This is a genomic window from Enterococcus sp. AZ101, assembly GCF_050499005.1.
GTDB classification, from domain to species: domain Bacteria; phylum Bacillota; class Bacilli; order Lactobacillales; family Enterococcaceae; genus Enterococcus_L; species Enterococcus_L ureilyticus.
This window is the reverse complement of the sequence record NZ_JBMHEZ010000002.1, coordinates 164,773-188,449: the sequence shown is the minus strand read 5'-3', so window position 1 is coordinate 188,449 and position 23,677 is coordinate 164,773. Positions and strand designations below refer to the sequence as shown.

The 23,677-nt window shown below is 35.5% G+C and carries 26 protein-coding genes; 5 read left to right on the top strand and 21 right to left on the bottom strand.

Going from position 1 to position 23,677, the window contains the following annotated elements; genetic code table 11:
- Window positions 1–5: 5 nt before the first annotated feature.
- The 5 genes from IGJ50_RS10205 to IGJ50_RS10185 form a co-directional block, all read right to left on the bottom strand.
- Window positions 6–869: a GRP family sugar transporter gene (locus IGJ50_RS10205; protein WP_069639326.1), complete on the bottom strand. Its 864-nt coding sequence runs from the start codon at window positions 867–869 to the stop codon at window positions 6–8.
- 155 nt (window positions 870–1,024) lie between these two features.
- Complete coding sequence (sapS, locus tag IGJ50_RS10200; RefSeq protein ID WP_069639327.1) at window positions 1,025–2,050, bottom strand: two-component system sensor histidine kinase SapS; 1,026 nt, start codon at window positions 2,048–2,050, stop codon at window positions 1,025–1,027.
- A gap of 13 nt (window positions 2,051–2,063) precedes the next feature.
- Complete coding sequence (gene sapR, locus IGJ50_RS10195) at window positions 2,064–2,738, bottom strand: two-component system response regulator SapR (RefSeq protein WP_069639328.1); 675 nt, start codon at window positions 2,736–2,738, stop codon at window positions 2,064–2,066.
- Between the two features lie 332 nt (window positions 2,739–3,070).
- Entirely contained in the window at window positions 3,071–3,670 is a 600-nt protein-coding gene (locus IGJ50_RS10190; RefSeq protein ID WP_429950231.1) for a hypothetical protein, read from the bottom strand.
- A 148-nt stretch (window positions 3,671–3,818) separates the two neighbouring features.
- On the bottom strand, window positions 3,819–4,025 hold the full coding sequence (locus tag IGJ50_RS10185) for a hypothetical protein (RefSeq protein WP_069639355.1): 207 nt from the start codon (window positions 4,023–4,025) through the stop codon (window positions 3,819–3,821).
- Window positions 4,026–4,188: 163 nt separating this feature from the next.
- On the opposite strand from IGJ50_RS10185, the gene IGJ50_RS10180 reads away from it, so the two are divergent.
- Window positions 4,189–4,488, top strand: coding sequence for a nucleotide pyrophosphohydrolase (locus IGJ50_RS10180; protein WP_069639330.1), 300 nt, complete (start codon window positions 4,189–4,191; stop codon window positions 4,486–4,488).
- An 802-nt stretch (window positions 4,489–5,290) separates the two neighbouring features.
- Here the strand turns inward: IGJ50_RS10180 and IGJ50_RS10175 are convergent.
- The 3 genes from IGJ50_RS10175 to IGJ50_RS10165 form a co-directional block, all read right to left on the bottom strand.
- A complete protein-coding gene (locus IGJ50_RS10175; protein WP_069639331.1) occupies window positions 5,291–5,740 on the bottom strand; it encodes a MepB family protein in 450 nt (149 codons plus the stop codon).
- Window positions 5,741–5,998: 258 nt separating this feature from the next.
- Window positions 5,999–6,358: a DUF7006 family protein gene (locus IGJ50_RS10170; protein WP_239574205.1), complete on the bottom strand. Its 360-nt coding sequence runs from the start codon at window positions 6,356–6,358 to the stop codon at window positions 5,999–6,001.
- 188 nt (window positions 6,359–6,546) lie between these two features.
- Window positions 6,547–7,371, bottom strand: coding sequence for a LysR family transcriptional regulator (locus IGJ50_RS10165; RefSeq protein ID WP_069639333.1), 825 nt, complete (start codon window positions 7,369–7,371; stop codon window positions 6,547–6,549).
- 160 nt (window positions 7,372–7,531) lie between these two features.
- On the opposite strand from IGJ50_RS10165, the gene IGJ50_RS10160 reads away from it, so the two are divergent.
- The gene (locus IGJ50_RS10160) at window positions 7,532–8,524 is read left to right on the top strand and encodes a YeiH family protein (RefSeq protein ID WP_429950964.1); all 993 of its coding nucleotides are present in this window, start codon (window positions 7,532–7,534) and stop codon (window positions 8,522–8,524) included.
- A 44-nt stretch (window positions 8,525–8,568) separates the two neighbouring features.
- Here the strand turns inward: IGJ50_RS10160 and psiE are convergent, their stop codons facing one another.
- Complete coding sequence (psiE, locus tag IGJ50_RS10155) at window positions 8,569–9,021, bottom strand: phosphate-starvation-inducible protein PsiE (protein ID WP_069639334.1); 453 nt, start codon at window positions 9,019–9,021, stop codon at window positions 8,569–8,571.
- 285 nt (window positions 9,022–9,306) lie between these two features.
- Between psiE and IGJ50_RS10150 the strand changes: the two genes are divergently transcribed.
- Complete coding sequence (locus IGJ50_RS10150; protein ID WP_429950229.1) at window positions 9,307–10,035, top strand: TraX family protein; 729 nt, start codon at window positions 9,307–9,309, stop codon at window positions 10,033–10,035.
- A gap of 73 nt (window positions 10,036–10,108) precedes the next feature.
- On the opposite strand, the gene IGJ50_RS10145 is transcribed toward IGJ50_RS10150, so the two are convergent.
- The 11 genes from IGJ50_RS10145 to opp1B form a co-directional block, all read right to left on the bottom strand.
- Window positions 10,109–10,777 carry a CPBP family intramembrane glutamic endopeptidase gene (locus tag IGJ50_RS10145; protein ID WP_429950227.1) on the bottom strand — a complete coding sequence of 223 codons (669 nt, stop codon included), beginning with the start codon at window positions 10,775–10,777 and terminating at the stop codon, window positions 10,109–10,111.
- Window positions 10,778–11,316: 539 nt separating this feature from the next.
- A complete protein-coding gene (gene rplT, locus IGJ50_RS10140) occupies window positions 11,317–11,676 on the bottom strand; it encodes a 50S ribosomal protein L20 (RefSeq protein WP_069639337.1) in 360 nt (119 codons plus the stop codon).
- A gap of 100 nt (window positions 11,677–11,776) precedes the next feature.
- The gene (gene rpmI / locus IGJ50_RS10135) at window positions 11,777–11,977 is read right to left on the bottom strand and encodes a 50S ribosomal protein L35 (RefSeq protein ID WP_010771140.1); all 201 of its coding nucleotides are present in this window, start codon (window positions 11,975–11,977) and stop codon (window positions 11,777–11,779) included.
- A gap of 47 nt (window positions 11,978–12,024) precedes the next feature.
- Window positions 12,025–12,546 (bottom strand): translation initiation factor IF-3, encoded by a 522-nt coding sequence (gene infC, locus IGJ50_RS10130; protein ID WP_010762696.1) that lies wholly within the window; start codon window positions 12,544–12,546, stop codon window positions 12,025–12,027.
- A 298-nt stretch (window positions 12,547–12,844) separates the two neighbouring features.
- Window positions 12,845–13,645: a Cof-type HAD-IIB family hydrolase gene (locus IGJ50_RS10125; RefSeq protein WP_429950225.1), complete on the bottom strand. Its 801-nt coding sequence runs from the start codon at window positions 13,643–13,645 to the stop codon at window positions 12,845–12,847.
- A 14-nt stretch (window positions 13,646–13,659) separates the two neighbouring features.
- Window positions 13,660–14,445: a Cof-type HAD-IIB family hydrolase gene (locus IGJ50_RS10120; protein ID WP_069639339.1), complete on the bottom strand. Its 786-nt coding sequence runs from the start codon at window positions 14,443–14,445 to the stop codon at window positions 13,660–13,662.
- Window positions 14,446–14,713: 268 nt separating this feature from the next.
- Window positions 14,714–15,835, bottom strand: a complete 1,122-nt coding sequence (locus IGJ50_RS10115; protein WP_069639340.1) for an RNA-guided endonuclease TnpB family protein — start codon at window positions 15,833–15,835, stop codon at window positions 14,714–14,716.
- A gap of 145 nt (window positions 15,836–15,980) precedes the next feature.
- On the bottom strand, window positions 15,981–16,940 hold the full coding sequence (locus IGJ50_RS10110; RefSeq protein ID WP_429950223.1) for an ABC transporter ATP-binding protein: 960 nt from the start codon (window positions 16,938–16,940) through the stop codon (window positions 15,981–15,983).
- The gene (gene opp1D / locus IGJ50_RS10105) at window positions 16,940–18,001 is read right to left on the bottom strand and encodes an oligopeptide ABC transporter ATP-binding protein Opp1D (protein ID WP_010771135.1); all 1,062 of its coding nucleotides are present in this window, start codon (window positions 17,999–18,001) and stop codon (window positions 16,940–16,942) included. Before opp1D ends, IGJ50_RS10110 begins: the two co-directional genes overlap by 1 nt.
- Window positions 18,002–18,006: 5 nt before the next feature.
- A complete protein-coding gene (opp3C, locus tag IGJ50_RS10100; protein ID WP_069639342.1) occupies window positions 18,007–19,059 on the bottom strand; it encodes an oligopeptide ABC transporter permease in 1,053 nt (350 codons plus the stop codon).
- Window positions 19,059–20,000, bottom strand: a complete 942-nt coding sequence (gene opp1B, locus IGJ50_RS10095) for an oligopeptide ABC transporter permease Opp1B (protein WP_069639343.1) — start codon at window positions 19,998–20,000, stop codon at window positions 19,059–19,061. The genes opp3C and opp1B overlap by 1 nt, the downstream gene beginning before the upstream one ends.
- Before the next feature lie 81 nt (window positions 20,001–20,081).
- On the opposite strand from opp1B, the gene IGJ50_RS10090 reads away from it, so the two are divergent.
- Entirely contained in the window at window positions 20,082–20,429 is a 348-nt protein-coding gene (locus tag IGJ50_RS10090) for a DUF3899 domain-containing protein (protein WP_069639344.1), read from the top strand.
- Window positions 20,430–20,506: 77 nt separating this feature from the next.
- Here IGJ50_RS10090 and IGJ50_RS10085 read toward each other — a convergent pair whose 3' ends face one another.
- Window positions 20,507–22,183: a peptide ABC transporter substrate-binding protein gene (locus IGJ50_RS10085; protein WP_069639345.1), complete on the bottom strand. Its 1,677-nt coding sequence runs from the start codon at window positions 22,181–22,183 to the stop codon at window positions 20,507–20,509.
- 419 nt (window positions 22,184–22,602) lie between these two features.
- Between IGJ50_RS10085 and IGJ50_RS10080 the strand changes: the two genes are divergently transcribed.
- Entirely contained in the window at window positions 22,603–23,661 is a 1,059-nt protein-coding gene (locus tag IGJ50_RS10080; RefSeq protein ID WP_429950220.1) for an FUSC family protein, read from the top strand.
- The last annotated feature ends 16 nt before the right edge of the window (window positions 23,662–23,677 follow it).

The following is a 23,677-nucleotide window of genomic DNA, read 5'->3' as shown; positions in this document are numbered from 1 at the left end:
GACATCTACGCTTTCATATACCCTAAAAGAATACCACCTAAAATAACGAATAGGCAACCAATAATGACATATCTCATTTCTTTTTTAGACTTGCGCTCACCAAGTAAGTAGATTCCGCCTAAAGTTGAAATAATAATGCCCATTTGGGACAGAGAAAAACTGATTGCCAAACCAATTTGACGCATCGTCAACAACATACAAATATTTCCTAGCCCCCACAACAGACCACAAGTCATATTCGTCCAGACATAACGATCCAGCTTAACCTTCTTAAATGCAAAGAAACTCGCACCGATTACCATACCAATACTTTGAGGCAAAATGATTCCCATCGGATCAAGGCCAGCTGCGTTGATCATGATCGTATACGCACCATAACCAATTGTTGAAATAATTAATGCTCGTAACCCTTTGTTAAAATCAAATAGCTTATTCGTTGTTTCTACACCGCTGTCATCATCTTGTCGAGCCGTTAAATACGCCCCTAACACCAATAACCCAAGTGCAATAAATCCTAAAATAAAATCCCGACTACCTTTCCATTCATGAAAAAAAACCGCACCTGCAATCGTATTGACGATCAGCTGCATTCCTGTTGAAACAGGCAATCCTACAGACACACCTAAATATTTCATACCATGAAACTGCTGATTTTGCCCGACACTCCAAAATAAACCGGATAAAATACCAATCACGATCATCTGAATAGTGATCACTGGCTGAACAACAAAAAACACAACTATTGAAAAAATCAACGCACCTATGGTCATGCCTAAAGTCTGCTGATTCGCACTACCACCGATTTTACCACTGACAAGACCAATACTGCCCCAGGCAAACATTGGGATCAATGCTACTACTATTTCCATAATCTACTCCTATCAAAAGTATGATGTGTTCAGTCTAACAATAAAAGCGTTTACTATACAACTATAAGATAGGAAAATTTTGATAGATTTTTTCTCATTTAAAGATTTTAACATTCTTTTATTCGTTATTAGCACCTTACTTAGTATGTTAATGCTTATCTTCGCTCGTTAAAATAACTTAAAAATGGAAACAACAAGTAAATCGTCGTACCTTCTCCTTCAACTGATTCCATCGTCAATTGATGCCCTAACTTATCTGCAAGGCTTTTCGCTAAATATAGTCCTAAACCTGTTGAATGCTGTTCACTTGTCCGACCATTTTCACCTGTAAAGCCTTTGTCAAAAACCCGACGCTGGTCTTCTTTAGGAATTCCGATTCCTGAATCTTTTAAGGCTAACCAAGCACCTTCTTTGGTCTGTGAAAAAGTAACTGTAATCTCACCGCCGGCCGGTGTATATTTAATGGCATTACTCACTAATTGTTTGAAGATAAATGCGACCCACTTCGCATCAGTCAAAACTATTTGATCATCCCCTTCGATCGAAAAACGCAAATTCTTTTGAATAAAATAATTGCCTTGCGTGCGAATCACAGATTGGACGATTTCTTTTAGCGAATACTCCTGAATTAAATAATCTCTAGAAAAACTGTCTAAACGAGCATAATAAAGTACTTGTTCCACATATTCATCGATTTTGCTCAGCTCATTTTCAACTAAGTAGTATTTTTTTTCAGGTATATCATCTTCGATCGATTGCAAAATCAAATTGACTGCTGCTAAAGGAACTTTAATTTCATGAACCCATGAATCGATATAATCTTTTTGTTCCTGTTGATTATTGATTGCTTGTTGCATACCTTGCTGATGCTCCACTAACAAGCCATTGATATAATCCTGCACTAATTTTTCTTCTGATTTTGACGCTTCTCCTAGGTATTGTTGTAAAGAGGGCGGATGCTCCGTAATATCTAATGAGCGCCACCACCGTTTTTTTAAGGAATAATCGATCGTTAAAAACAAGAGTAAAAATAGTCCTTGTAATAACACGAGATACCCAATGATCGATGGATTCACAACCATATCAGGCGATAACCATAAAATAAAACAGGTCACTCCAATAAAAAATAGCCAGCCAATCAACAGAAGCCAATGATCTTTTAAATACTTATAAATCGTCATTTTCTTCTCCTATCTAGGGAACAATATAGCCTTGCCCAACTTTTGTTTCGATATAGCCTTCAAGCCCTGCCTGTTCAATTTTTTTTCTTAACCGATTGATGTTGACGGTCAAGGTATTATCATCTACAAAACGTTCATCTTCCCACAACGCACGCAATAATTTTTCTCTCGTTAAAATTTTCCCATGTTTTTTGATCAAAATATACAATAGACGGTATTCATTTTTACTTAAATCGATCACTTCACCATTGATTTCCATACTGCCGTTATCCACATTCAATGTAATTCCGTTGTGGGACATGATTTCACTACCGACCTCAGAATAATTATACGAACGACGCAGTAAAGCATTGATTTTAGCAATCAACACATCGATTTGAAATGGTTTTGTGACAAAATCATCTGCGCCCATGTTCATCGCCATGATCATATCCATGTTCGTATTGCGACTTGAAATAAAGATAATTGGAATTTTCGAAATTTCTCGGATTTTCTGACACCAATAGTACCCATCAAACACAGGTAAATTGATATCTAATAAAACCAATTGTGGTTCTTCACGCTGAAAATCTTCTAAAACATTATTAAAATCCGTTGTTCCAAAGGTATCAAACTGCCATTTCTGCAACTCTTCACTGATCAATTCGCGAATCGTTGCTTCATCTTCTATAATCATGATTTTTGCCATTCTTTTACCCTCCAGTTATTTCCTTCTATTGTACCTTATCAGAAAATTTGCGTCATTCATATAGGACTTTTAGCCGAAATTTTAATAAAAAAAAGATACAAAAGTTTTTCTATCTCCCCTCGCTAAGTTTAATCACGTAAATTCTATAGCCTCTTTTAGAAAATGGAAATTAATTCCAAGCAAACCCATTCTTAACAATGCGCATTCTATTTTTGGAACAATGTTACAACTTAGTTTTATATTTCTAAATAAAAAAATAGCCTATGATTAATCTTTTCAAGTAAATAAGATTTAACTATAGACTATTTTTTCATCGTTCAATATGGTTGTGTCTAAGAAACTACCGTCACATTAATTTCTGTTCTCTCATAAGAGATTTCGTCGATTACTGTCACAGATGACGTCCCAGGTTCTACTCCTATTATTTCTTTTGTTCGATTTGTTTCGTCTAGATTGTTCTTACCAAATGCGATTCGGTCATTTCTTTTTTCGTAGAACACTTCTTTCTTTAAGCGATATTCTTCTGGTAGTCCACTTGTGGCTTGCGCTTCGATTTGATAGCTTTCGCCAACCTTTATCTTGACTTCTTTTTCTTTGACGATTGGCGCTGTCTTTTTATATGGCACTAATTCCAGCTCATAAGTGTCGCCCTTTCCCCATCTCATACAATAATAAAGGTAGGTTAACGTTTTGTTCGATGGATTGCTCGTTTCCCACGTTGCGTAGAATCGGCCATTTCTTTCATCATACTGGCGTATTCCTCTTCCGCTAACCCAATTAGTCGGATTTTCTAGGTCTTCACTCTTTTCAAACGCAACTAATCGTTTGTTCGTTACTATCACGTAGGGATTATTTAAATCTACTTTACTGAAGAAATGATCTTGATCTGAATCATAATCAATTTTCCCCGTATATTTTTTACCTACGGTCAATTCATCTGCTTCTGCTTTAGTGTTCCCAAAATCATCTTTATTCGCTCATAATCTTTTTCATTTTCATGAAAAATAATCATTTATTTCTTCTACAAATTGTATTGTTGGCTACTATATCTATAATTTGTTATCAGAAATTTATATTTACCTATTCCAAAACAGTTATACCACTATCTGATAAGACTTTACCAATAAACAAGAAAATACCATCTAAAAGCAGAACCGTCATATTCACACCAAAAAAGATCGATAACTTTTCAATTCCTTGGATTTTTTCTTTTGTTCTAAGAGTCATGTATAAAATAAAATTACTGCCATATGTAAAAACTGTCAGTACCATTACAAGTTCTATCAACACTGCTTCTCTCCTCACAGCTTTTTTGTTTGTACTCCATTCATTTTACGCTAGCATTGGCTTTTTTCAAAGGGAAGAATCATTGAATTTTTGGCAGAAACTATTTCAGTCAAAAATTTCTATGTTAGAATAGATAAAAATGTAAATGGTTAGGAGAATAAGTATGAATGAATTGATTCAAGAAATAAATGCGTTTCGAGATGAACGGAATTGGCGTCCTTATAACACCCCAAAAAGTTTAGCCATTTCAATTTCTTTAGAAGCCTCAGAACTATTGGAAAACTTCCAATGGTGTTCCAGTGAACAAGCAGTCTCAGCCACTTTTGAAAATATCCAAGAGGAGCTAGCAGATGTCCTCATCTATTCACTCATGTTGGCTTCAGACTTAGACCTAGATGTTCCACAAATCATTCGTGAAAAGATGAAAAAAAACGCAGTGAAATATCCTGTAGAACCAAAATAATGGTATTGTTTTGATAGCAGTAGCCATCTCATCCATCCACTTCAAGGAAGCTAGTATTCTATTCTCTTTATTAAAAACAAGAATGGACAGTTATTTCCTTTTTAATGAAAGAGATAATTTACACATGAAAAGTACTAGAAAATACTCATTCATGTAATTTTTTTCCAACCCTTTATTGACCCTAAAACGGTTTTCCTATAAAATGGAAGTTAGATAGAAACGAATAGGATAAAAAAAAAGCACTTCATGATTTAGCTACCAACTAAATCATGAAGCCCTGAACAGTCAGTGAACACCTGACCAATCAAGTTGCTTAAGCCAATATTTATACATTGACATCTTCCATTTTACTCAATTTTGACAGAAATTTCTAGAGGTTTGTACTAGTTTTTTCTGGCATGGAGATGTTTATGCTTATTTATTGAACTTACAATGGCGTTGGATGTGTATCCAGCGCCATTTTTTTATTTATCCGTTTCTATCTGGTAGGAACGCTTGCTTACTTTTTTTCATAACATATCAATGTCAACCAACCATTGACAAGATTAAAGGCTGATCCCAACCAGCCTTACCCATTCTCCTGGATGATTAAACGAGTAAGCAGCGTTTCTTTTAAGCTAATAGTCAATTACTACTCCCAAGTATTCTTTAAGAAAATGCAATGTACAAACCAACGCACCCTTTTTCAATACTTCCTTTTATAAAAACATCGTTATTTGTATTTTCTTAATTGATGACTATTAGCAATGGAGATAAGCATTTTGCTTATCTCCATTTTTTTGATTGAGCTTTTTTTAAACGCTCAGCCAAAATAAAGTTTGTCTAAAAAATCCAAATCCCACGTATTTGTCAGATCTATAAAATAAGAATGTTGCCAACGTTGTGTCTCCGCTGCTGTTTTATTCAACCCCTTTATCCAGTCTGGATAAAGGCGTAAGGCCATTTTACCTCGTTTTTTCTTATTAGTTAAACTATTTTTATCTGCTAAAATTGATTTTGGAAAGACAAATTGTCCTATTTTATCTTGATCAAATATAGTGATGATTAATTTATCTGGTGCTGACTCGTAGTCGTAAGGTTGATTTTTACGGTTCTCGTCTTTTTCCCAAAATGCAACAAAATAGCCTAACTTTTTAGGTGTTTTTTTGGCTCTTCTACTTCTAAAGGATTGATTTCCTACTTCAAAGGTTGCGCCTTCGTAGGCTTTATTTTGTTCTTCTATTTTAAATTCTGATAAGTGATCTATTCCCATTTCTTTAATAATTTTTGCTACATAATCAATTGATTTTATGCTATTACACTCCCTTTTATTCACTATGTCAACGAGTTAGAGTGAATTATTGTATCATGCCATTTTCTTAAAAAGAAAGCACCTTTCATCGTTTTTCCTACGTTTAGAAATACTTACAAAAAAATACAACCAACGCTAACCGTTTGCTGCACTTTTTCAAAATTGTTCTAGTGATTTTAGCTGTTACCAATAAGTTCCTATGTAACAATGATAGACCGATCAGAAAATTCTTTGCGAAATTGACCAGGTTTCGTATTCCGGCATATCAAAAATGTATTTTTCCCTATGTGTTTTTTTATAGTCTTGTTCAATTAAGCGAATTGTATCGATGGCAGTATCATTTTCTAGTGCATAATCATTAAAGATAAAAAAAATAACCAATGTGCATTTTTCATCTATCGCCATCAATTTAGGTAGGGTTACAGCCAATGTCTCAGCATTTATTTTGGCTACTAATTGATTGGCTTGCGTTGCCAATTTTTGATAATAATCAATGAATTCTTGGTCGATATTGATTGTTTGGTCCACTGTTGCCACATACTCTTTTAACTGAATGTTCCATAAAAATCCTTCTCCCACGATGTTTTCTCCTGTCATACAGCTACTATACTACATCTCACATCTCAAAACTCAGCTACATACTTGCTCTATTTTTATTCATTATCTCTTATTTAAGATAGCACAGGACACCTATTTTTTTCCATTAAAACGGCTATTTTATTTACACAATAATCTTTCGATTCATTTAACGACCATTCTTAAGCAGTTCAACTATTTGTTTTATGACAATAGACCTGAATCCATCGATTGATTGCTTGCAATTGTGATGATTCGATGTGTTGTCTTTTTATAAAATAAAAGTTTCTTCGATATTCTTGGCTTAGAGAATGCCAGGTTATTTTCTTCGTCAGGGATTTTTTGGATATGATGGATTGACCTATGCCTTGCTCTAAACATCGAATGATCATTTCATTATTTTTGATGACCATCTTTTGAGGATTCAGATTCTGCTCTAAAAAATAACGTTCTGTATAATGAAAAACACCAGAAGTTTCCTCTCGAACAAGCCAAAGCTTTTGAGAAAAATCACCAGCGTGAACTAACTCATCGGATAAAATCTCTTGGCGAATAATTGAATCTGTGACTAAAGGTTTTTCAATAAAGCCAAAGTGTGCTTGATGTTTTTCGATTTTGTCTAAGACCTGTTCAGAGTTATCCATTTCTAAAATAAATGAAACCTCTGGAAATTGGCTTATCAACTGCACTATCATTTCTGGCAGATAATACACGGCGAATGTATTCGAAGCAACAATCCGACATGTTTCTCTAGGAATTGCTTTGATTCGCAGTGCTTGTAGTGCATCTTCCCAATCATCTGATAAATTAAGCAAATGATGATATAAAATATCTGCTTGCTTGGTTGTGATGATTTCTTGGCGCCCATTTCGAATAAATAGTTGAATAGCTAATTCTTCTTCTAATTGTTTAATTTGATTAGACACTGCTGGTTGGGAGATAAACAGCTGTTCTGCCGCTTTTGAAAAATTTTTTGTTTCGTAAACACTACGAAAGGTTTTCAGTAATTTAAACATAGTAATCCTTTCCATTCATTTTCGTTATAGATATTATTTTAACTATTTATTTCTCAAATGCAAATTATTTCGTTATACTAGATTCAAAGAGATACAAAGAAAGAAGAGGAATGATTTAGTGAAAAATAATAATGGAAAAAATTCTTATGCAACAACGATCATGCTCATTTTACCAGGACTAATAACTGCGTTTGTCGTAGCTGTTATCAGCAAAGTAGTGGCTATTTGGCTACCAACTCTGGGCGCTGCTACGATTGCTATTTTACTGGGTATTTTATTAGGCAATACTTTTTTGAAAAATCCAGTTCTTGAAAAAGGAACCAAAATTGCTGAAGGAAAGTTGTTAGAATTTTCCGTGGTCTTGTTAGGGGCAACCGTTACCTTTCAGACCATTGCTCAAATCGGGCTAAAAGGCGGACTTTTTATCCTTTTACAAATGAGTTTGACAATTATTGCGACGTATATTCTTGGAAAAAAAATGTTATTTTCAGATAATATGTCCTTATTGATGGCTGGTGGAAATGCTGTCTGTGGCTCCTCTGCGATTGCATCGATCGCCCCTTCGATCCATGCAAAGGAAGAAGAGAAAGGGCAAATCATCACTTTAGTCAATTTGCTAGGCACGATCCTGATGCTGCTACTCCCCCTTATTGGGTCTATTATTTATGGGAGTGACATTTTAACAAAAAGTGCTTTGATTGGCGGTACTTTACAGTCCGTTGGGCAAGTAGTAGCAAGTGCCAGTATGATCAATGGACAAGTAGTGGAACTCGCTATGTTATTTAAGATCATGCGCATCATGTTGTTGGTAGTAGTTGTTTACCTTTTTGGTCGCTTCAAACAACAACGAACGCCTAGTTTAGAGACTGTCGGATCACCATCTAAGAAAAAGATCTCAGCTTTACCATGGTACGTAGTAGGATTTCTTTTATTTTGTATTGTAAATAGTCTGATTCATTTACCGAAAGAATTCAGTGAAATAGCCCATTTCTTTAGTGGTTGGTTTGAAATCACTGCTTTAGCAGCAATTGGTTTACGCTTAGACTTTCAAAAGTTTTTCAAAGAAGGAAAACGTTTTTTGATTTACGGATTATCCGTTGGTTTTATTCAAGTACTTTTAGCAATCGTCTTGATTTCATTATTAAGTATTTAAAAAGAGGTTACTTCAGCCTTACACTGGAGTAACCTCTTTTCTGTTTATTTAATTGATTCTTTGCTCTCGTCCACATTGGTTTTAAATCCCACATAAGACTTATTGCCGCTTAAATTAAGTACAAACAATACAATCACCAATGATAAAATTGACACTGATAACAGTAAAGTTTGAATTGCATCCCCATGTATCACCATCAGTTGTCTTAAGATTGCCGTAATACAAATCAGAATCAAATACCTAATTGGAATATGATGACCTTCTTGAATATAACGAATCACCATCATAATAAACTCAAATAACATGAAAAATGCCACAACTTCCTGCATTACGATCGATAAGTTTTTTGGCGTCATTGGTTTGGCAATAAATGTACTGATGTCAATCAATTGACGAATCATAAAAATTAAAATAAGTACGGCAAGCACGCCTAAAACAATATCTAAAACAAGATTGACATATTTTTTCATTATTCCGAAACGCTGATCTTCTTTCATTTTTGTCCTCCTTTCATTTTAATAGCGAGATAGTCTATAACGCTCGATGCCATGCATCTGTCTAACCTAAGACTTTCACTATTTTTCCTCATAAGAATAATATATCATTTTTTTTACACGATGTAAAAATCTAAAACTAAAATAATGTATACAAAACGAACCACTTAAATCCATTATTGTGAACATCAATCTAAAAAATCAGAGTGAAAAATACAGCTAAAGCCCCAAGATTCTTAATGATACATATGTTATTTTTAAATCAGAACGTTTAGGGGGAATTATTTTATGAACAAAAAATTAGATGCCTTTCATTTAAAGGTAATTGCAATTGTTGCTATGTTGCTGAATCATATTGGTAGCGGGTTTAAGCTTTATGATTATTCCGATCAGTTATTCTTTTTTACTGAATTCATTGGGAAGTTGACGTTTCCTATCATGGCCTATTTATTAGTGGAAGGCTTTCATTACACGCGAAATATCAAAAAATATGCAACGCGTTTAGCTTTCTTCTGGATTATTTCTATCTATCCATTTCATATGTTATTCTATCCTGATCATCCTTTTAGTGCGACCGAGTTAGTCAATAATATTTTCTTTACGCTTCTAATGGGGCTGATTTTGATTACTTTATATGATAAAACAGAAAATACAGCTGAACATATCCTTTTAGTCATTGGCTTTTCTTTTGCCACAGTAATGTCTGATTGGAATTTGATTGGCGTGTTGATCATTTTTGGTTTTTATCGGATTCAAAATCCTAACTTAAAAAAAATTATTCCGCCCGTTTATGCGGCTGGGTTCTTGTTTTTATTGCTATTGATTGCTTATCTTATTTCCCCTAGTTCAGTCCCTTGGTATGAACTGGTATCCGTTTTGGGCATTTTAGGAACAATTCCGTTGCTTTTACATTATAATGATCAACGTGGCTACTCGCCAAATTGGGTTAAATGGGGCTTTTATCTATTTTACCCACTGCACATGGTCATACTGATCATAATTCGCGGAATGTTGTAAGAAATTTTAGTTCCTGATCATAAAAAAAGCAAAAAAATCATCGAGATTTTTTGCTTTTTTTATTTCTATTTTATTATATCAAACCTAAAGCAATCACGATTGCTGGAAGTATATTGTTTAAAAAATGAATGGATATACTTACCTCCAAGCGTTGTGTTTTATAGTACGATAGTGAAAGAATCAGCCCCATCAAACCATAAATCAAAAAACTAATCAAGTTTGTTGGTCCATGAATCAAGCCAAATAAAACGGAGCTGATTGCAATACTAACAATTGGAAATTTTTCTAACCAATAGCCAATGATGCCACCTCTAAAAACAATTTCCTCCATAATTGGTGCTGAAATCCCAAGCAACAATATAATCAATAATGGATTTTCACCTGTAAATATAGTTTGAATCACCGCATCATTAGCCGTTGACTTAGCTCCTTGATTATTCAATAATAACGTTCCGCCGATAGCGATAACTCTTGCTAAGATAATCCCAACAATTATGATCCCAATATTTTTCTTCGTTAGAAAATCAAATTTGAAACTCAAAAAGCCTAGCTTTTTTGCGACATAAATCAATAGCCAGATATTTCCAATTGCCAATAAAATCAATAAAATCGTTGCAAATAGCGGCATGTTCACTTCGCCCATTTCCATTGAAGATCCCTTTGCTATTGTATAGGCAGTCATACTAACTTGGCTCAATAAGAACAATCCAATAACAATAAAAAACTTTTTAATATACTCCATCCAATACTCCCCTTCTTATACAGTAAAATTCTGTATGTATTCATGATAGCAAAGTATGGTGGATGAGTAAATTAAATTTTATACCAACTTTACATACAACGCGATAATTGACGCCATAGATTCTTTGACGAGTTTTATAGATATGTAATCATTTCTTGAAATCGAGGCTCCTAAAACCCGCTTTTTTAATCGAGCAGGTAGCTGTTTTTGATACAGCTTTACAAACGTCTCTTAAAGCAGAGCCTGCCCCCCGATACAGGTAGTACTTCTTGCTCGCTTTTCAATAAGACAATGCTTTGAACTGCTACTTTTCGAGCAGATCTAACATGTTCCTGTGCTAATGTTATTACCTGTTGAAATTGTTTTTGATCAACAATTTTATCAATTACAGTTAGTAACTCACTTACTGAAACCAAAAAATAGCTGTAAAGCGACTTTCCAAGCTATTATATTCAATTTAGCCTAACCTTAAAATGAGTTCAAAAAAATACCCACTCGAATGAGTGGGTACAAACGCTGATAAATCAACGAAGATTCAATTATTTAGCTAAAGCACCTTTAGCTTGGTCAGCTAATGCTGTAAAAGCTGCTGCATCGTTCACTGCTAATTCAGCTAACATTTTGCGGTTGATGTCAATCTCTGCCAATTTCAAACCGTGCATTAATTTAGAATAGCTCAAGCCATTCATACGAGCTGCTGCATTGATACGTGCAATCCATAATTTACGGAAATCACGTTTCTTTTGACGACGATCTCTGTATGCATAACTATAAGATTTCATTACTTGTTCTTTTGCTGTTTTAAATAAAGTATGTTTTGATCCGTAATAGCCTTTCGCTAACTTAAGGATCTTTTTACGACGTTTACGGCTTACTACGCCACCTTTAACACGTGCCATGGTTAATTCCTCCTAATATATCTGTTGTCTCTATGAGTTATTTTTAATTGCTAAGTTGTGACAAGAATCTTTTCAGCTCTCTCAAATCAAGCAAGCTTTTTTATTTCATTCTTGCTAATTGTTGGCGAATACGTTTGAAATCGCCTGCTGAAACCATTCCTGCTTTACGCAATTGACGACGTTGTTTTTTTGTTTTACCGTGGAAACGGTGACTTGTAAACGCACGGAATCTTTTTAACCCGCCGTTACCAGTACGTTTGAAACGTTTTGCTGATCCGCGGTGTGTTTTTTGTTTTGGCATGACTAATTTTCCTCCTACAATTTCATACTAATTATCAGCTTGTTAGCTTAATTTTCATTCTTCGGTGCCAGCGTTAGGAACATGCTGCGTCCGTCCATTTTCGCTTTTTGTTCCACTGTAGCAATATCTGCAGTTTCTTCAGCCAAGCGATCAAGAACTTTCTGACCAATTTCTTTGTGGGTAATGGCACGGCCTTTGAAACGGATCGAAGCTTTCACTTTATCCCCTTTTTCTAAGAATTTACGTGCATTACGAAGTTTTGTATTAAAGTCATTTAAATCAATTGTTGGACTTAAACGAACTTCTTTTACGTTGATCACTTTTTGTTTCTTACGAGCTTCACGCTCTTTCTTTTGCGTTTCGAAACGGAATTTACCGTAATCCATAATTCGCGCAACAGGCGGTTTTGCAGTAGGTGCTACTAGCACTAAATCTAAATTCGCAGTTTCAGCAATTTGCAATGCTTCTACCTTTGTTTTTACACCTAATTGTTCGCCATCTTGTCCGATCAAACGTAACTCGCGTGCACGAATGCCGTCGTTCACCATCATATCCTTTGCTATGGTCATTCACCTCCAAGTTTTTTAAGAGAAAATCAGCGCCGAAACTTTTTTCCTATGTGTTCATTATCGTCATAAAATACAATAAAAAACAGGCTCTGTATACAGATCCCGCAATTGTTCGGACTTGTATCGATCGATACAAGGAATCCTATCTAGCCCAGTGACATTGTCAACTAAGGCGAGAAGCGGGTGCTTCTGCTTTCTTTTCTCAACTTTAACAGTATACGATAATAATTCGCTATTGTCAATAGTTTTTCTAAGAGAGAAACATCTTTCTATTGCGTTCTGTGATCTATTGGCTTGTTTAGTTTTGGAGTAATTCTTCAATTTTTAGTAACACACCATTTTCATCATTCGATGAAATAATCTCCTTAGCTATTGCTTTGACCTCTGGCTGTCCATTGCCCATCGCATAGCTGTATCCTGCATGTTTCAGCATTTCTAAATCATTGCCACTATCACCAAAAGCTGCAACTTCTTCTGTTTTGACCCCCCATAGTTCTTGTAGCTTAATCAAACCATGTGCTTTATGGATACCAGGTACAATCAAATCAACGTCTCCGTGTCCACTAGAAACTGGAATAACTTTATCGCCTAAAGCAACATGCAACTGATGCAATACTGTTTCTACCTGATCCACTGGAAAACTCAAGGCAAATTTAAACAAAGTGTCGTCTTTCACTTCACGTAAGTCAGGCACTTTTTTTAAACGATGGTAATATTTTTGACCGTGTGCTACAAATTCGTCAGGTTCGTTAAGACTAACATAAGCACTATTTTTCCCACAAAGAATGATATGGCCCTCTTCAAAATTTACTAAAATTTGCAATACTTTTTGGATCGTTTTCGGGTCAATTTCACCATTGAAAATCTCGTTGCCTTCGCTGACAATATACGCACCATTTTCAGCCACAAAAGAGATTTCAGTTGCGATTTCTGGAAAAAAGGACTTCAATTGATAATATTGATTCCCACTAGCCACAACAAACCGAATACCTTGTTCCTTCATTTTGTTGTACAACTGCTTGAATTTCTCACGACCATAGTCTTGTTGACTAGTCAAAAACGTTCCATCCATATCTACTGCAATCATTTTTACTGTCATGATTCTACTTCCTCTCAATCTAATAAGCCAAAATGTTTTAAACCAAATCGAATGCCATCTTCTACATGGGACTTTGTAATAAAATCAGCTTGCTCTTTTACATTTGTCGCTGCATTTCCCATCGCAATCGCAGTCTGTACAGCTTCAAACATGCCTAAATCATTATTTCCATCACCAAAGGCATACGTTGGTAACTCGTTTAAGTTCAAGCGTTTGATGACTTGCTGAATCCCAGATTTTTTTGATTGACCACTTAGAACAACCGCTAATGAATAAGGACTATCCCTAAAGAAAGTTAGTTCTCTCGCAAAGGTCTGCCGATATAGAGAATCTTTCTCAGGTTCTTCTGAAAAAAGATAGACCATATAAATTTCATTTTTTTCGTGGAAATCTAATGAAATTCGTGGAAGTGGTGCATGATCTAATTGATATAATTTTTCCATGCTTTTCGTTGAATAACACGCAGCGTACTCATCTTCTGTATAACAGGCTAACGAATGATTTAAAGATTTAGAAAACGTCATCAATTCATTGATTTGTTTTATTGGGATCGCATGTTTTGAGACAACCTGATTTTCGACAACATTATACTGCCCATTCAAACTCACATAAGAATCAATTCCTGTTTCTGCTGTAATCTGCTTGATTTCCTTTGGAGAACGCCCACTTGCGATCATAGGTAGAATATTTTTCTTTTTTAACTGCAAAATTGCTTGCTTATTTTCTTTAGGAATTGTTGCATCAGAACCTAATAACGTACCATCCAAATCAAAAAAAACAAGTGCTTGGTATTCTGTCATTTTTATCCCCTTTCTCGATTTTTTTATCTTATTTATATTGTACTATACTTTTGACAACACCAAACAAAAAAACTTCATCCTATTTACCTAAGTACGTTCATACTTGATGCAATAGAATGAAGATGATTTTTTATTAACTAATAATTAGTGAACTATCTCTATTCGCTAGAAATTTCCTAGAAAAAGATAAATGATCGAATAAACGCTATATCTATCTTATATACCCTAGGCTATCCCTGTAGTCCCTACAGTTCTTTATCTCCAGTGACTATTGCACAACTTCTTGTAAGCCTCGAATCAAGACTTGAACACTAGCGGCTGTTTCTGGATCATTTTTACTTTTTTTCGTATTAATATCTTGAAAAAATATTTGACTTAGTTCTTTATTATCTGAATGTTCAGAACATTTTCCGCATGCAGAAACTTTGATCAGCCGTTTGTTATACCAAGATGCTTTATATTCTAACTTCGAGACAAATAATGCCCACGAAACATCTGTAACTCCTCGATGCAACTTATTATTTCTATAAAAATCGGCTTGCTGAATATCTTCGATACAAATCAAATCATACTTTCTAACAATTTCTGTCGTGATTTTATTCAGAAAATCGATGCGCTGATTCATTAATTTTTCCCGCATTTTTACTATTTTTAATTTTTGTTTCTGATAGTTTTTCTGTTGGGAGAGTTCTGTTCCTTTAGATTTCGCAATTTCCTTACGCCGCATCAACTTTCTTTCTTCTCTCGTGATCCGTTGTTCAAACTCTTTTGTGTATTTATCATTATCAATGCGTCTGCCATTTGATAATACCGCAAATTCTGAAACACCTAAAGTTATCCCGATAGCCGAATGTGTTTTTTCAACAGTTGGAATTTCTTCTTCACACAAGATTGAAACGAAATATTTATTGCTGGGAGTTAAAGAAATCGTTGCTGACTTTATTTTCCCTATTACCGGCCGATGCATTTTCATTTTTATCAACGATTTTAATTTAGGTACCTTCAAATATTTTCCATCAATAATTTTCACTGTACCATTTTGATTATTTGTTGTATAAGAGTTAACAGCATTCTTTTTTTGTTTTAACTTGGGAAAGCCTACTGATTTTTCTCGATGAAATTTTTTAAATGCTCGATCTAAGTATACCTGCGCATTTGATAAGGCCAAACTGTCCACTTCCCTTAAACAAGGATGCTCTTTTTTGTATTGAGCAGGTGTCGGTAGTTTAACGTTTAGATCAGGGTTTTCTTTCAATTGTTTATACAGTTGAATTCTTTCCTGTAATAAAAGATTATGCACAAGTCTGACACAAGAAAATGTTTTTTTGATAAACTCTTCTTGTAATGAAGTAGGGTAAAGTCTATATTTATACGCCTTTAATACCTTCATTTATTTCCCACCTTAACAAGAAGCGGTGAAATATCCCGAAAACACACTATTTCAACTGTTCACTTCTTATCTTCATTCCCTTTTTTAAAAATGCTAGCTAAGAAAAATGTTTCTTTTTCTTAGCTAGTATTTAGTTGACCAACTGCTACTCCTGAGTTGTTTTGGCTTTTTTCTCTTCGATTTTTTTACGATAAACATCGACTTCATCTTCAGAACAGTACACATAATGTTCTGGCGTGATTTCTCTTAGTTTACGTTCTTTATTATCTTCTGGTTGTGGTTTATAAACGATACGTTTACGTGTCCGTTCATAATCTGGATCAGGCAAGGGAATCGCTGATAATAAACTTTCAGTATACGGATGTACACCAAAGTTATACACATCATCACTTGACCCCATTTCCAGTAATCTACCACTATGCATAACACCGATACGGTCACTGATATGTTTAACCATGGATAAATCATGAGCAATAAACAGATAAGTCAGTCCAGCATCTTTTTGTAAGTCTTGTAATAAATTGACAACTTGAGCTTGAATCGATACATCCAAAGCTGAAATCGGCTCATCACAGATAATAAAACGAGGATCAACAGCCAAAGCTCTTGCAATCCCGATACGTTGACGCTGACCACCTGAAAACTCATGTGGATAACGTGTTCCGTGACTCGGATCAAGTCCAACGACTTTTAGTAATTCGTTGACCTTAGATTCACGCTCAGCGGCATCTTTTGCTAAATGATTAATGTCGATTCCTTCTGCAATGATATCATTGACCTTCATTCTTGGATTCAATGAAGCGTATGGATCTTGGAAGATCATTTGAACTTCACGACGGAATGCCTGCATCCCAGATTTTGAACGAATTTTACTGATATCGTCACCATTGAAAATGATTTCGCCACCAGTTGGATCATATAAACGAATTACACTACGACCAGTTGTAGATTTACCACTACCAGATTCTCCAACTAATCCAAATGTTTCACCTTCATAGATATGGAAACTGATATCGTCAACAGCTCTAACTTCGTCAGGACGTCCAACGTTAAAATATTGTTTTAGCCCTTTAACATCTAAAAGTACTTTTCTTTTTTCACTCATTATTTAACGCCTCCTGCAGTCGTATTATGGCGTTCAGCATAAATCGCCCAACGTCTTACAATTTCAGCTGGAGGGGTGATTTTTGGTGCTTGCGGTGCTAATAACCACGTTGCAGCTTTATGAGTTGGTGATACTTCAAAATACGGTGGTGCTTCTTCTGCGTCGATCTTCATGGCAAACTCGTTACGCGGATAGAACGCATCTCCTTTTGGTGGGTCTAACAAATCGGGAGGAGAACCAGGAATCGCATATAACTTATCTTCCGTCCCTTCCATTGTCGGCATTGAGCCTAGTAAGCCCCAAGTGTATGGATGTTGCGGATTATAGAAAATCTCTTCTGATGTTCCTACTTCAACTAAACGTCCACCATACATAACAGCTACACGATCCGCAACGTTTGCTACGACACCTAAATCATGGGTGATAAAGATGATCGATGTGCTGATTTTTTGTTGTAAGTCTTTTAATAATTCTAAAATTTGTGCTTGGATCGTAACATCTAAAGCAGTTGTCGGCTCATCTGCAATCAAAACTTCTGGATAACAAATCAGTGCAATCGCGATAACGATACGTTGACGTTGTCCACCTGAAAATTGGTGTGGGTAATTTTTCAAACGTTTTTCAGCGTTTGGAATCCCTACTAATTTCAATAGTTCTAATGCTTGATCAAGTCCTTCTTTTTTCGATACTTTATTGTGCTTGATCAACGATTCTGCTACTTGCTTGCCAATCGGCATTGTTGGATCCAATGACGTCATTGGGTCTTGGAAAATCATGGCAATTTCTTTCCCACGAATGGTTTGCATTTGTTTTTCCGTTTTGTGTACGATATCTTCACCTTTAAACAGAATTTCTCCATTGTCGATGTTTGCATTACTGCTCAACAAACGCATGATACTTCTAGTAGTGACTGATTTACCACTACCAGATTCTCCTACGATTGCAAGAGTTTCCCCTTTAAACAGTTCAAAGCTCACGCCACGAATAGCATTTACTTTACCAGCAAATGTATCAAAAGAAATCTGTAAGTCTTTTACTTCTAATACTTTTTCCATAGTCATTCACTCTACTCTTTCATCTTAGGATCGAAGGCATCACGTAGTCCGTCAGCTAACAAGTTGAAACAAATCATTACGACTGACAAAGTTACGGCAGGAATCCACATCAAATATGGAAGGAAACGGAACGTTTTATACCCTTCATTTAATAATGTTCCAAGAGAAGCGGTCGGCGGTCTTAATCCTAAACCGATGAAACTTAGAAACGCTTCGAAGAAAATTGCCGATGGGATACTGAACATCATTTGAACGATGATCACACTAGAGATATTCGGCAATATATGTTTGATGGCGATCTTCAAACGAGATTCACCTAATGTTTGAGCAGCTAAAACGAACTCTTGATCTTTTAGTTTCAATGTCTGAGCCCGAACAATTCTGGCCATTGAAATCCAGTTAGTAATCACCATTGCTAAAACAATTGATAAAATACCTGGATCAAAAACAGTCAGCATCAAGATCATGACAACAAGGTTAGGAATTCCAGAAAGAACTTCAAGTACACGTTGCATCACTGTATCCACACGTCCACCTAATAGACCTGAAATCAAACCATATGTTACACCGATCGTAATATCAAGTAATGCTGCGATAAACGCAATCAATAATGAGATACGTGTGCCCATAAATAAACGACTTAATACATCACGGCCTAAACCATCTGTTCCTAGGTAGAAATTCACATTGTCTGGAACATTTGCTTGCGCATATTTGTCGACCATTTTACCAGCAACATTCGCTGTACCGTTAAAGCCATTGATACTATCTAAAAATGGAATACGCGGCGGTAAATTGATATAAGCGACATTTTGCTGAGTTGGATCATGTGGTGAGACCCAAATCGTGATAATTGAGATAAAGATGATGATTCCTAAGAAAACTAAAGAAATCACGGCTGCTTTATTCTTTTTCAAACGACGCCAAGAATCTTGTAAAAAGCTTAGCGACGGCGTTGCAATTCTTTCACGTTCCTTGGTTGTTGATGTATCCAAAGGCTGGAAATCATTTGCAGGGATTTTTTTAATTTTTTCTGGGACATTGTTTAAGTCAACTGTTTCCATTAACCTTTGGCACCTCCTGAAACACGAATTCTTGGATCGATTAATCCATAAAGTAAATCAACGATCAAGATTACGAATACTAACAAAGCAGAATATAGAATCGTCACTGCCATAATTGTCGGATAATCGTTTGTCATGATTGATTTTACGAACTGCTCCCCAATACCTGGGATCGCAAAAATATTTTCAACTACTAAAGATCCCGTCATCAAACCAACAGCTAATGGTCCAAGTAAGGTGATCAATGGAATCAAACTATTTCTAAGTCCATGTCTCACAGCAACTTGCCAGCGGCTCAAGCCTTTAGCTCGTGCTAACTCTACATAGTCACTATGTAAAACTTCAACCATTTCCGTTCGTATAAACCTGGCGGAATCGGCCATGGGACTCATTGCCAACGCAATCGTCGGTAAAATTGTATAAGCAAAACCATTCCACATTGCAATTGGTAAAACTTTTAATTTCATCGCGAAGATATATTGCAATAATACCGCAAAAACGAAGTTAGGAATCGAACGTCCTAAAATAGCCATTAACGTAGCTAATGTATCTACCCATGTATTTTGACGCATCGCTGCAATGATTCCTAGTAAAATACCTACTAGTGTACCAAAGACGATTGCTTGCGCCCCTAATTGTACTGATGGTCCGATACGGCCTACCAAAAGTTTGGCTACTGGTTGATTTTTAAATTGGAATGAGATTCCAAAATCACCCACTAAAAGGTTTTTTAGATAAATTCCGTATTGAACGATCACTGGCTTATCTAAACCTGACTGCTTATTCAACATAGCAATTGTTTCTGGACTAAGTTTTTCTTGGTTGGTATAAGGAGTACCTGGTAATAATTGCATTAAGAAAAACGTAATCGTTGCGATCAGCCACAATGTGATGATCATGAAGAAGACCCGTTTAAGAAAATATTTTCCAAAACTGTTCAAGAATGACACCTCCGAGATTATTTTGACTTCATCAGTTTTTTTCGATAAAGTAAGGATAGAAAATTAAGTAAGGATGAGCACATGAAAAAAATGAAATGGCCCTTGATTACCTCAGCGGTCTCAAGCATCGGTATTTTTACTTACCTACTGATAAAACAGTCACTGACTATCCGTTCTATATCTGATACCTTCTTCATCGTTTCATTATTCTTTTTAATTATCGGGTTCGCCTTATGGATCATGTCCTCAGGATTTTTCGATAATTTCCAACGTTTTATGAAAATGCATTTTCGTTTTAGGAAGAAAAATGAACCGAAAGAATTTATCCCATTTTCAGAGATAGGTAAAGCACATCAGCTTTACTGGCTTGAAACAGGAGGTATTTTACTGATTGTCTCTATTGTTTCTTTATTATTTTACTTTTTATGAGCAAAGATAGCAAGAGGACCGTTGCCTTTTTATTCAAAGAGGGCAAAGGTCCTTTTACTATAGAAAACTATTTCAGACTATTCTGAAATGTAAGTCCATTTGTAATCGTATTGCGCGCCTGCTGGATGGAAACCAACATCTTTTACTTTTTCAGCGCGTAAGTGAGCTTCTGCTTTTTGATAAAGCGGAATCACACCCATGTCACCCATAATAATTTTCTCTGCATCAACTAAATTGTCCCAACGTTTTTCAGGATCATTAGCATTGGTTGTTGAAGCAGCTTTTAATGCTTTATCATATTCAGTATTGCTATAGTGACCACGGTTATAAGGAACTCCTGTTTGGAATAAATCTAAGAAGCTACTTGGATCGACATAGTCTGCTCCCCAGCCACCGATAACAGCTTTGAAATCCCCTTTGTTAGAACGATCTAAACGAACAGAGAATGGAACTGGGCTTACAGTTACTTTTGTTCCATCTAATGTTTCTTGAATTGCACCTTGAATATATTCTACTGTTTTCTTAGAAGAGTCTGCATCTGAAGATAAGATATCAATATCTAACGTTTTAATACCCAGCTCTTTCTTAGCTTTTTCCCAATGCTCTTTTGCTTTTTCTTTATCGTAAGAGATCTTGTCTTCAGCAGCTTCTGTGAAGTCTTCTTTGCCATCTGGCGATTTAGACATATCTGCTGGAACTAGGCCTTTAGGTTCTACTGAACCGTCTCCTAAGATTTGTTCAACTAATGATTTACGGTCGATTGAATAAGAAATGGCTTTTCTTAGGTTTTCATTTCTATATGGTGAATCTTCATCAATTTGATTTAATTCCATATATTGTGTAGAAGCTTCTTTTTGAATCACAAGTTGTGGATCATTCGCTGCTTGCTGCGCTAATTCACCAGTCAATTGAACGTCATCTGCTTGTCCATCTTGGAATAAGTTATATGAAGTCGGTGCTTCTTTTACAACATTGACTTGTACTTCATCTAATTTAACTGTGTCAGCATCCCAATAATCTTTGTTTTTCTTGTATGACCATTTTGTATCGGTACCTGGTCCATCGAACCCGTCTAATACAAACGGTCCGTTATAAACTGAATTTTCGCTTGTTGTAGCGTATTCTTTACCATATTTTTCAACAACATCTTTTCTTTGTGGGAAGAATGATGGGAATGCTAATAGATAATCAAAGTATGGCGTTGCTTTTTCTAGAGTGATTTCTAATTCATAATCACCTGTTGCTTTGATTCCTAATTCAGCTTTGTCTTTTTTACCTGCTGCAATATCTGCACCATTTTTTACAGACTCGTAAAGGTAGGCATATTCTGAAGCTGTCGCAGGATCAACCGTGCGTTGCCATCCATAAACATAATCTTCTGCTTTTACGGGTTTGCCGTCTGACCATTTAGATTTTTCGTTTAATTTGATTTTGTACGTAATACCATCTTCACTGACTTCAGCTTTTTCGCTAGCCCCTGCAGGTTCTGGTTTATTATCTAAATTCAAACGATAGATTCCTTCATATACATTGTTTAAAGCAGTAAAGCTGATAACGTCTGTCGCTACTGATAAATCAGCACTTGGCATTTCTTGTAATTCATTGACACGGAAAATCTGTTCTCCGCTAGGCTTTCCATCAGCTGTTTTAGAGCTACCTGAATCGTCTGTCTTTGCACCACCGTTACCACACGCTGCTAGTGTTAAACTAAATAAAGTGATGAATCCAAAAGCAAATGACTTCTTTAACTTCATTCTTTTTTCCTCCCTAAAAGACCCTGAGTATTTTCTGAAAAATCAGAATTTAATAATTATTTATTGTACTGAGGTATAGTTTACAATTTTTAAATTAAAAAATCAAGAATAATCTTATTTTTTTTTAATACTCACATCATTAAATTATATCTTCATTAGAAGTTATTTCTTAGAAATGGTAAAAAGTTGCACTGTTCGCTTAGCCCTGAAGGGAAAATAGGAAAATATAAGGATGCGCTTTTTGCTGCAAGCAAGTTCTCTCTTTTTCCAAAAGGCTAGCCCATAAAGCCAGATTAGATAAAAAGCGATTGTTTTCTTCTAAATAAGTATGTTAGATTAGTATATGGAAGAAACAATATGTTGTCATGACGTTATCGCTCGTCATCTTATGTTTCATCACAACAATAAGGAGTGATTTGATGCATCATTCATCTTTTTTCAAAGAGTTAACAACCTTTCATAAACCACAAAAAGCACCTTTTCGCTTGATTGGTGCAGGAGTTTGTATGGCGGTACCATTATTTATTGGTTATTTTTCAAATAATTTATTGATTGGCAGTTTTGGTTCTCTAGGTATCTTTACCTTTCTTTATTATCAAACTCTTCCATTAAGAGAATTGCTGATTCGCTTAAGTTCGATTGGCGCTTTTTTACTTTTCGGAAATCTGGTTGGGATGTTAAGTACTCATATTCCTTGGATCATACCGATCGCTATTGCATTGGTTGCCTTTTGTGCTCGTATTATTTTCAGATTATACAGAATCGCTAAGCCGGGGGCTTTTTTTATTGTCATGGTAACTGCAATGGGGAGTGGAACTAAAATCCCTCTAGAAAGTGTTCCCACCATGATGAGCTATGTTTTGTTGGGCGTTATAACATCCCTTGTTGTGGCAGTCGTTTTATTTTTTATTGAAAGGGAATCTGTGGAACCACAAAAGAAAATCTCTTTACAAGAGCGACTTTATACAGATCCTTCCGCATTACTCGATGCTTTGCATTATGCCGCAATTCTATTTTTAGCGACCTATATCAGTCAATCATTGCATTTGACTAATGCTTATTGGATGATTGTTTCTTGTGCCGCTGTTTTACAAGGGGATAATCTACGTGCTGTTATGCATCGCAATATTCAACGGATCTTAGGTACGATGATCGGCTTATTGATTGCCGCTTTTTTATTGAGCATCTCTTTTACTTCTTTAGAAACTATTTTGCTGATTTGCTTTTTCTTTTTGACTGTGGAATATTTTATTAAACGAAATTATGCAATTGCAAATTTTTTTACAACGCCAATGTCCTTACTATTGGCCAATCTCGCCCGTCATCAATATTTAATCAGTCTCTTGAATTACCGCTTGATCGGTATTGTTTTAGGTAGTCTTTTGGGCCTTTTAGGTGCGTTTGTATTGACGACTAGTTTGAAATTTTACAATCGTGCTTACCAATTAAACGAAAATTTAGATAAGGAAACAGAATAAATCACCACCGCTATTA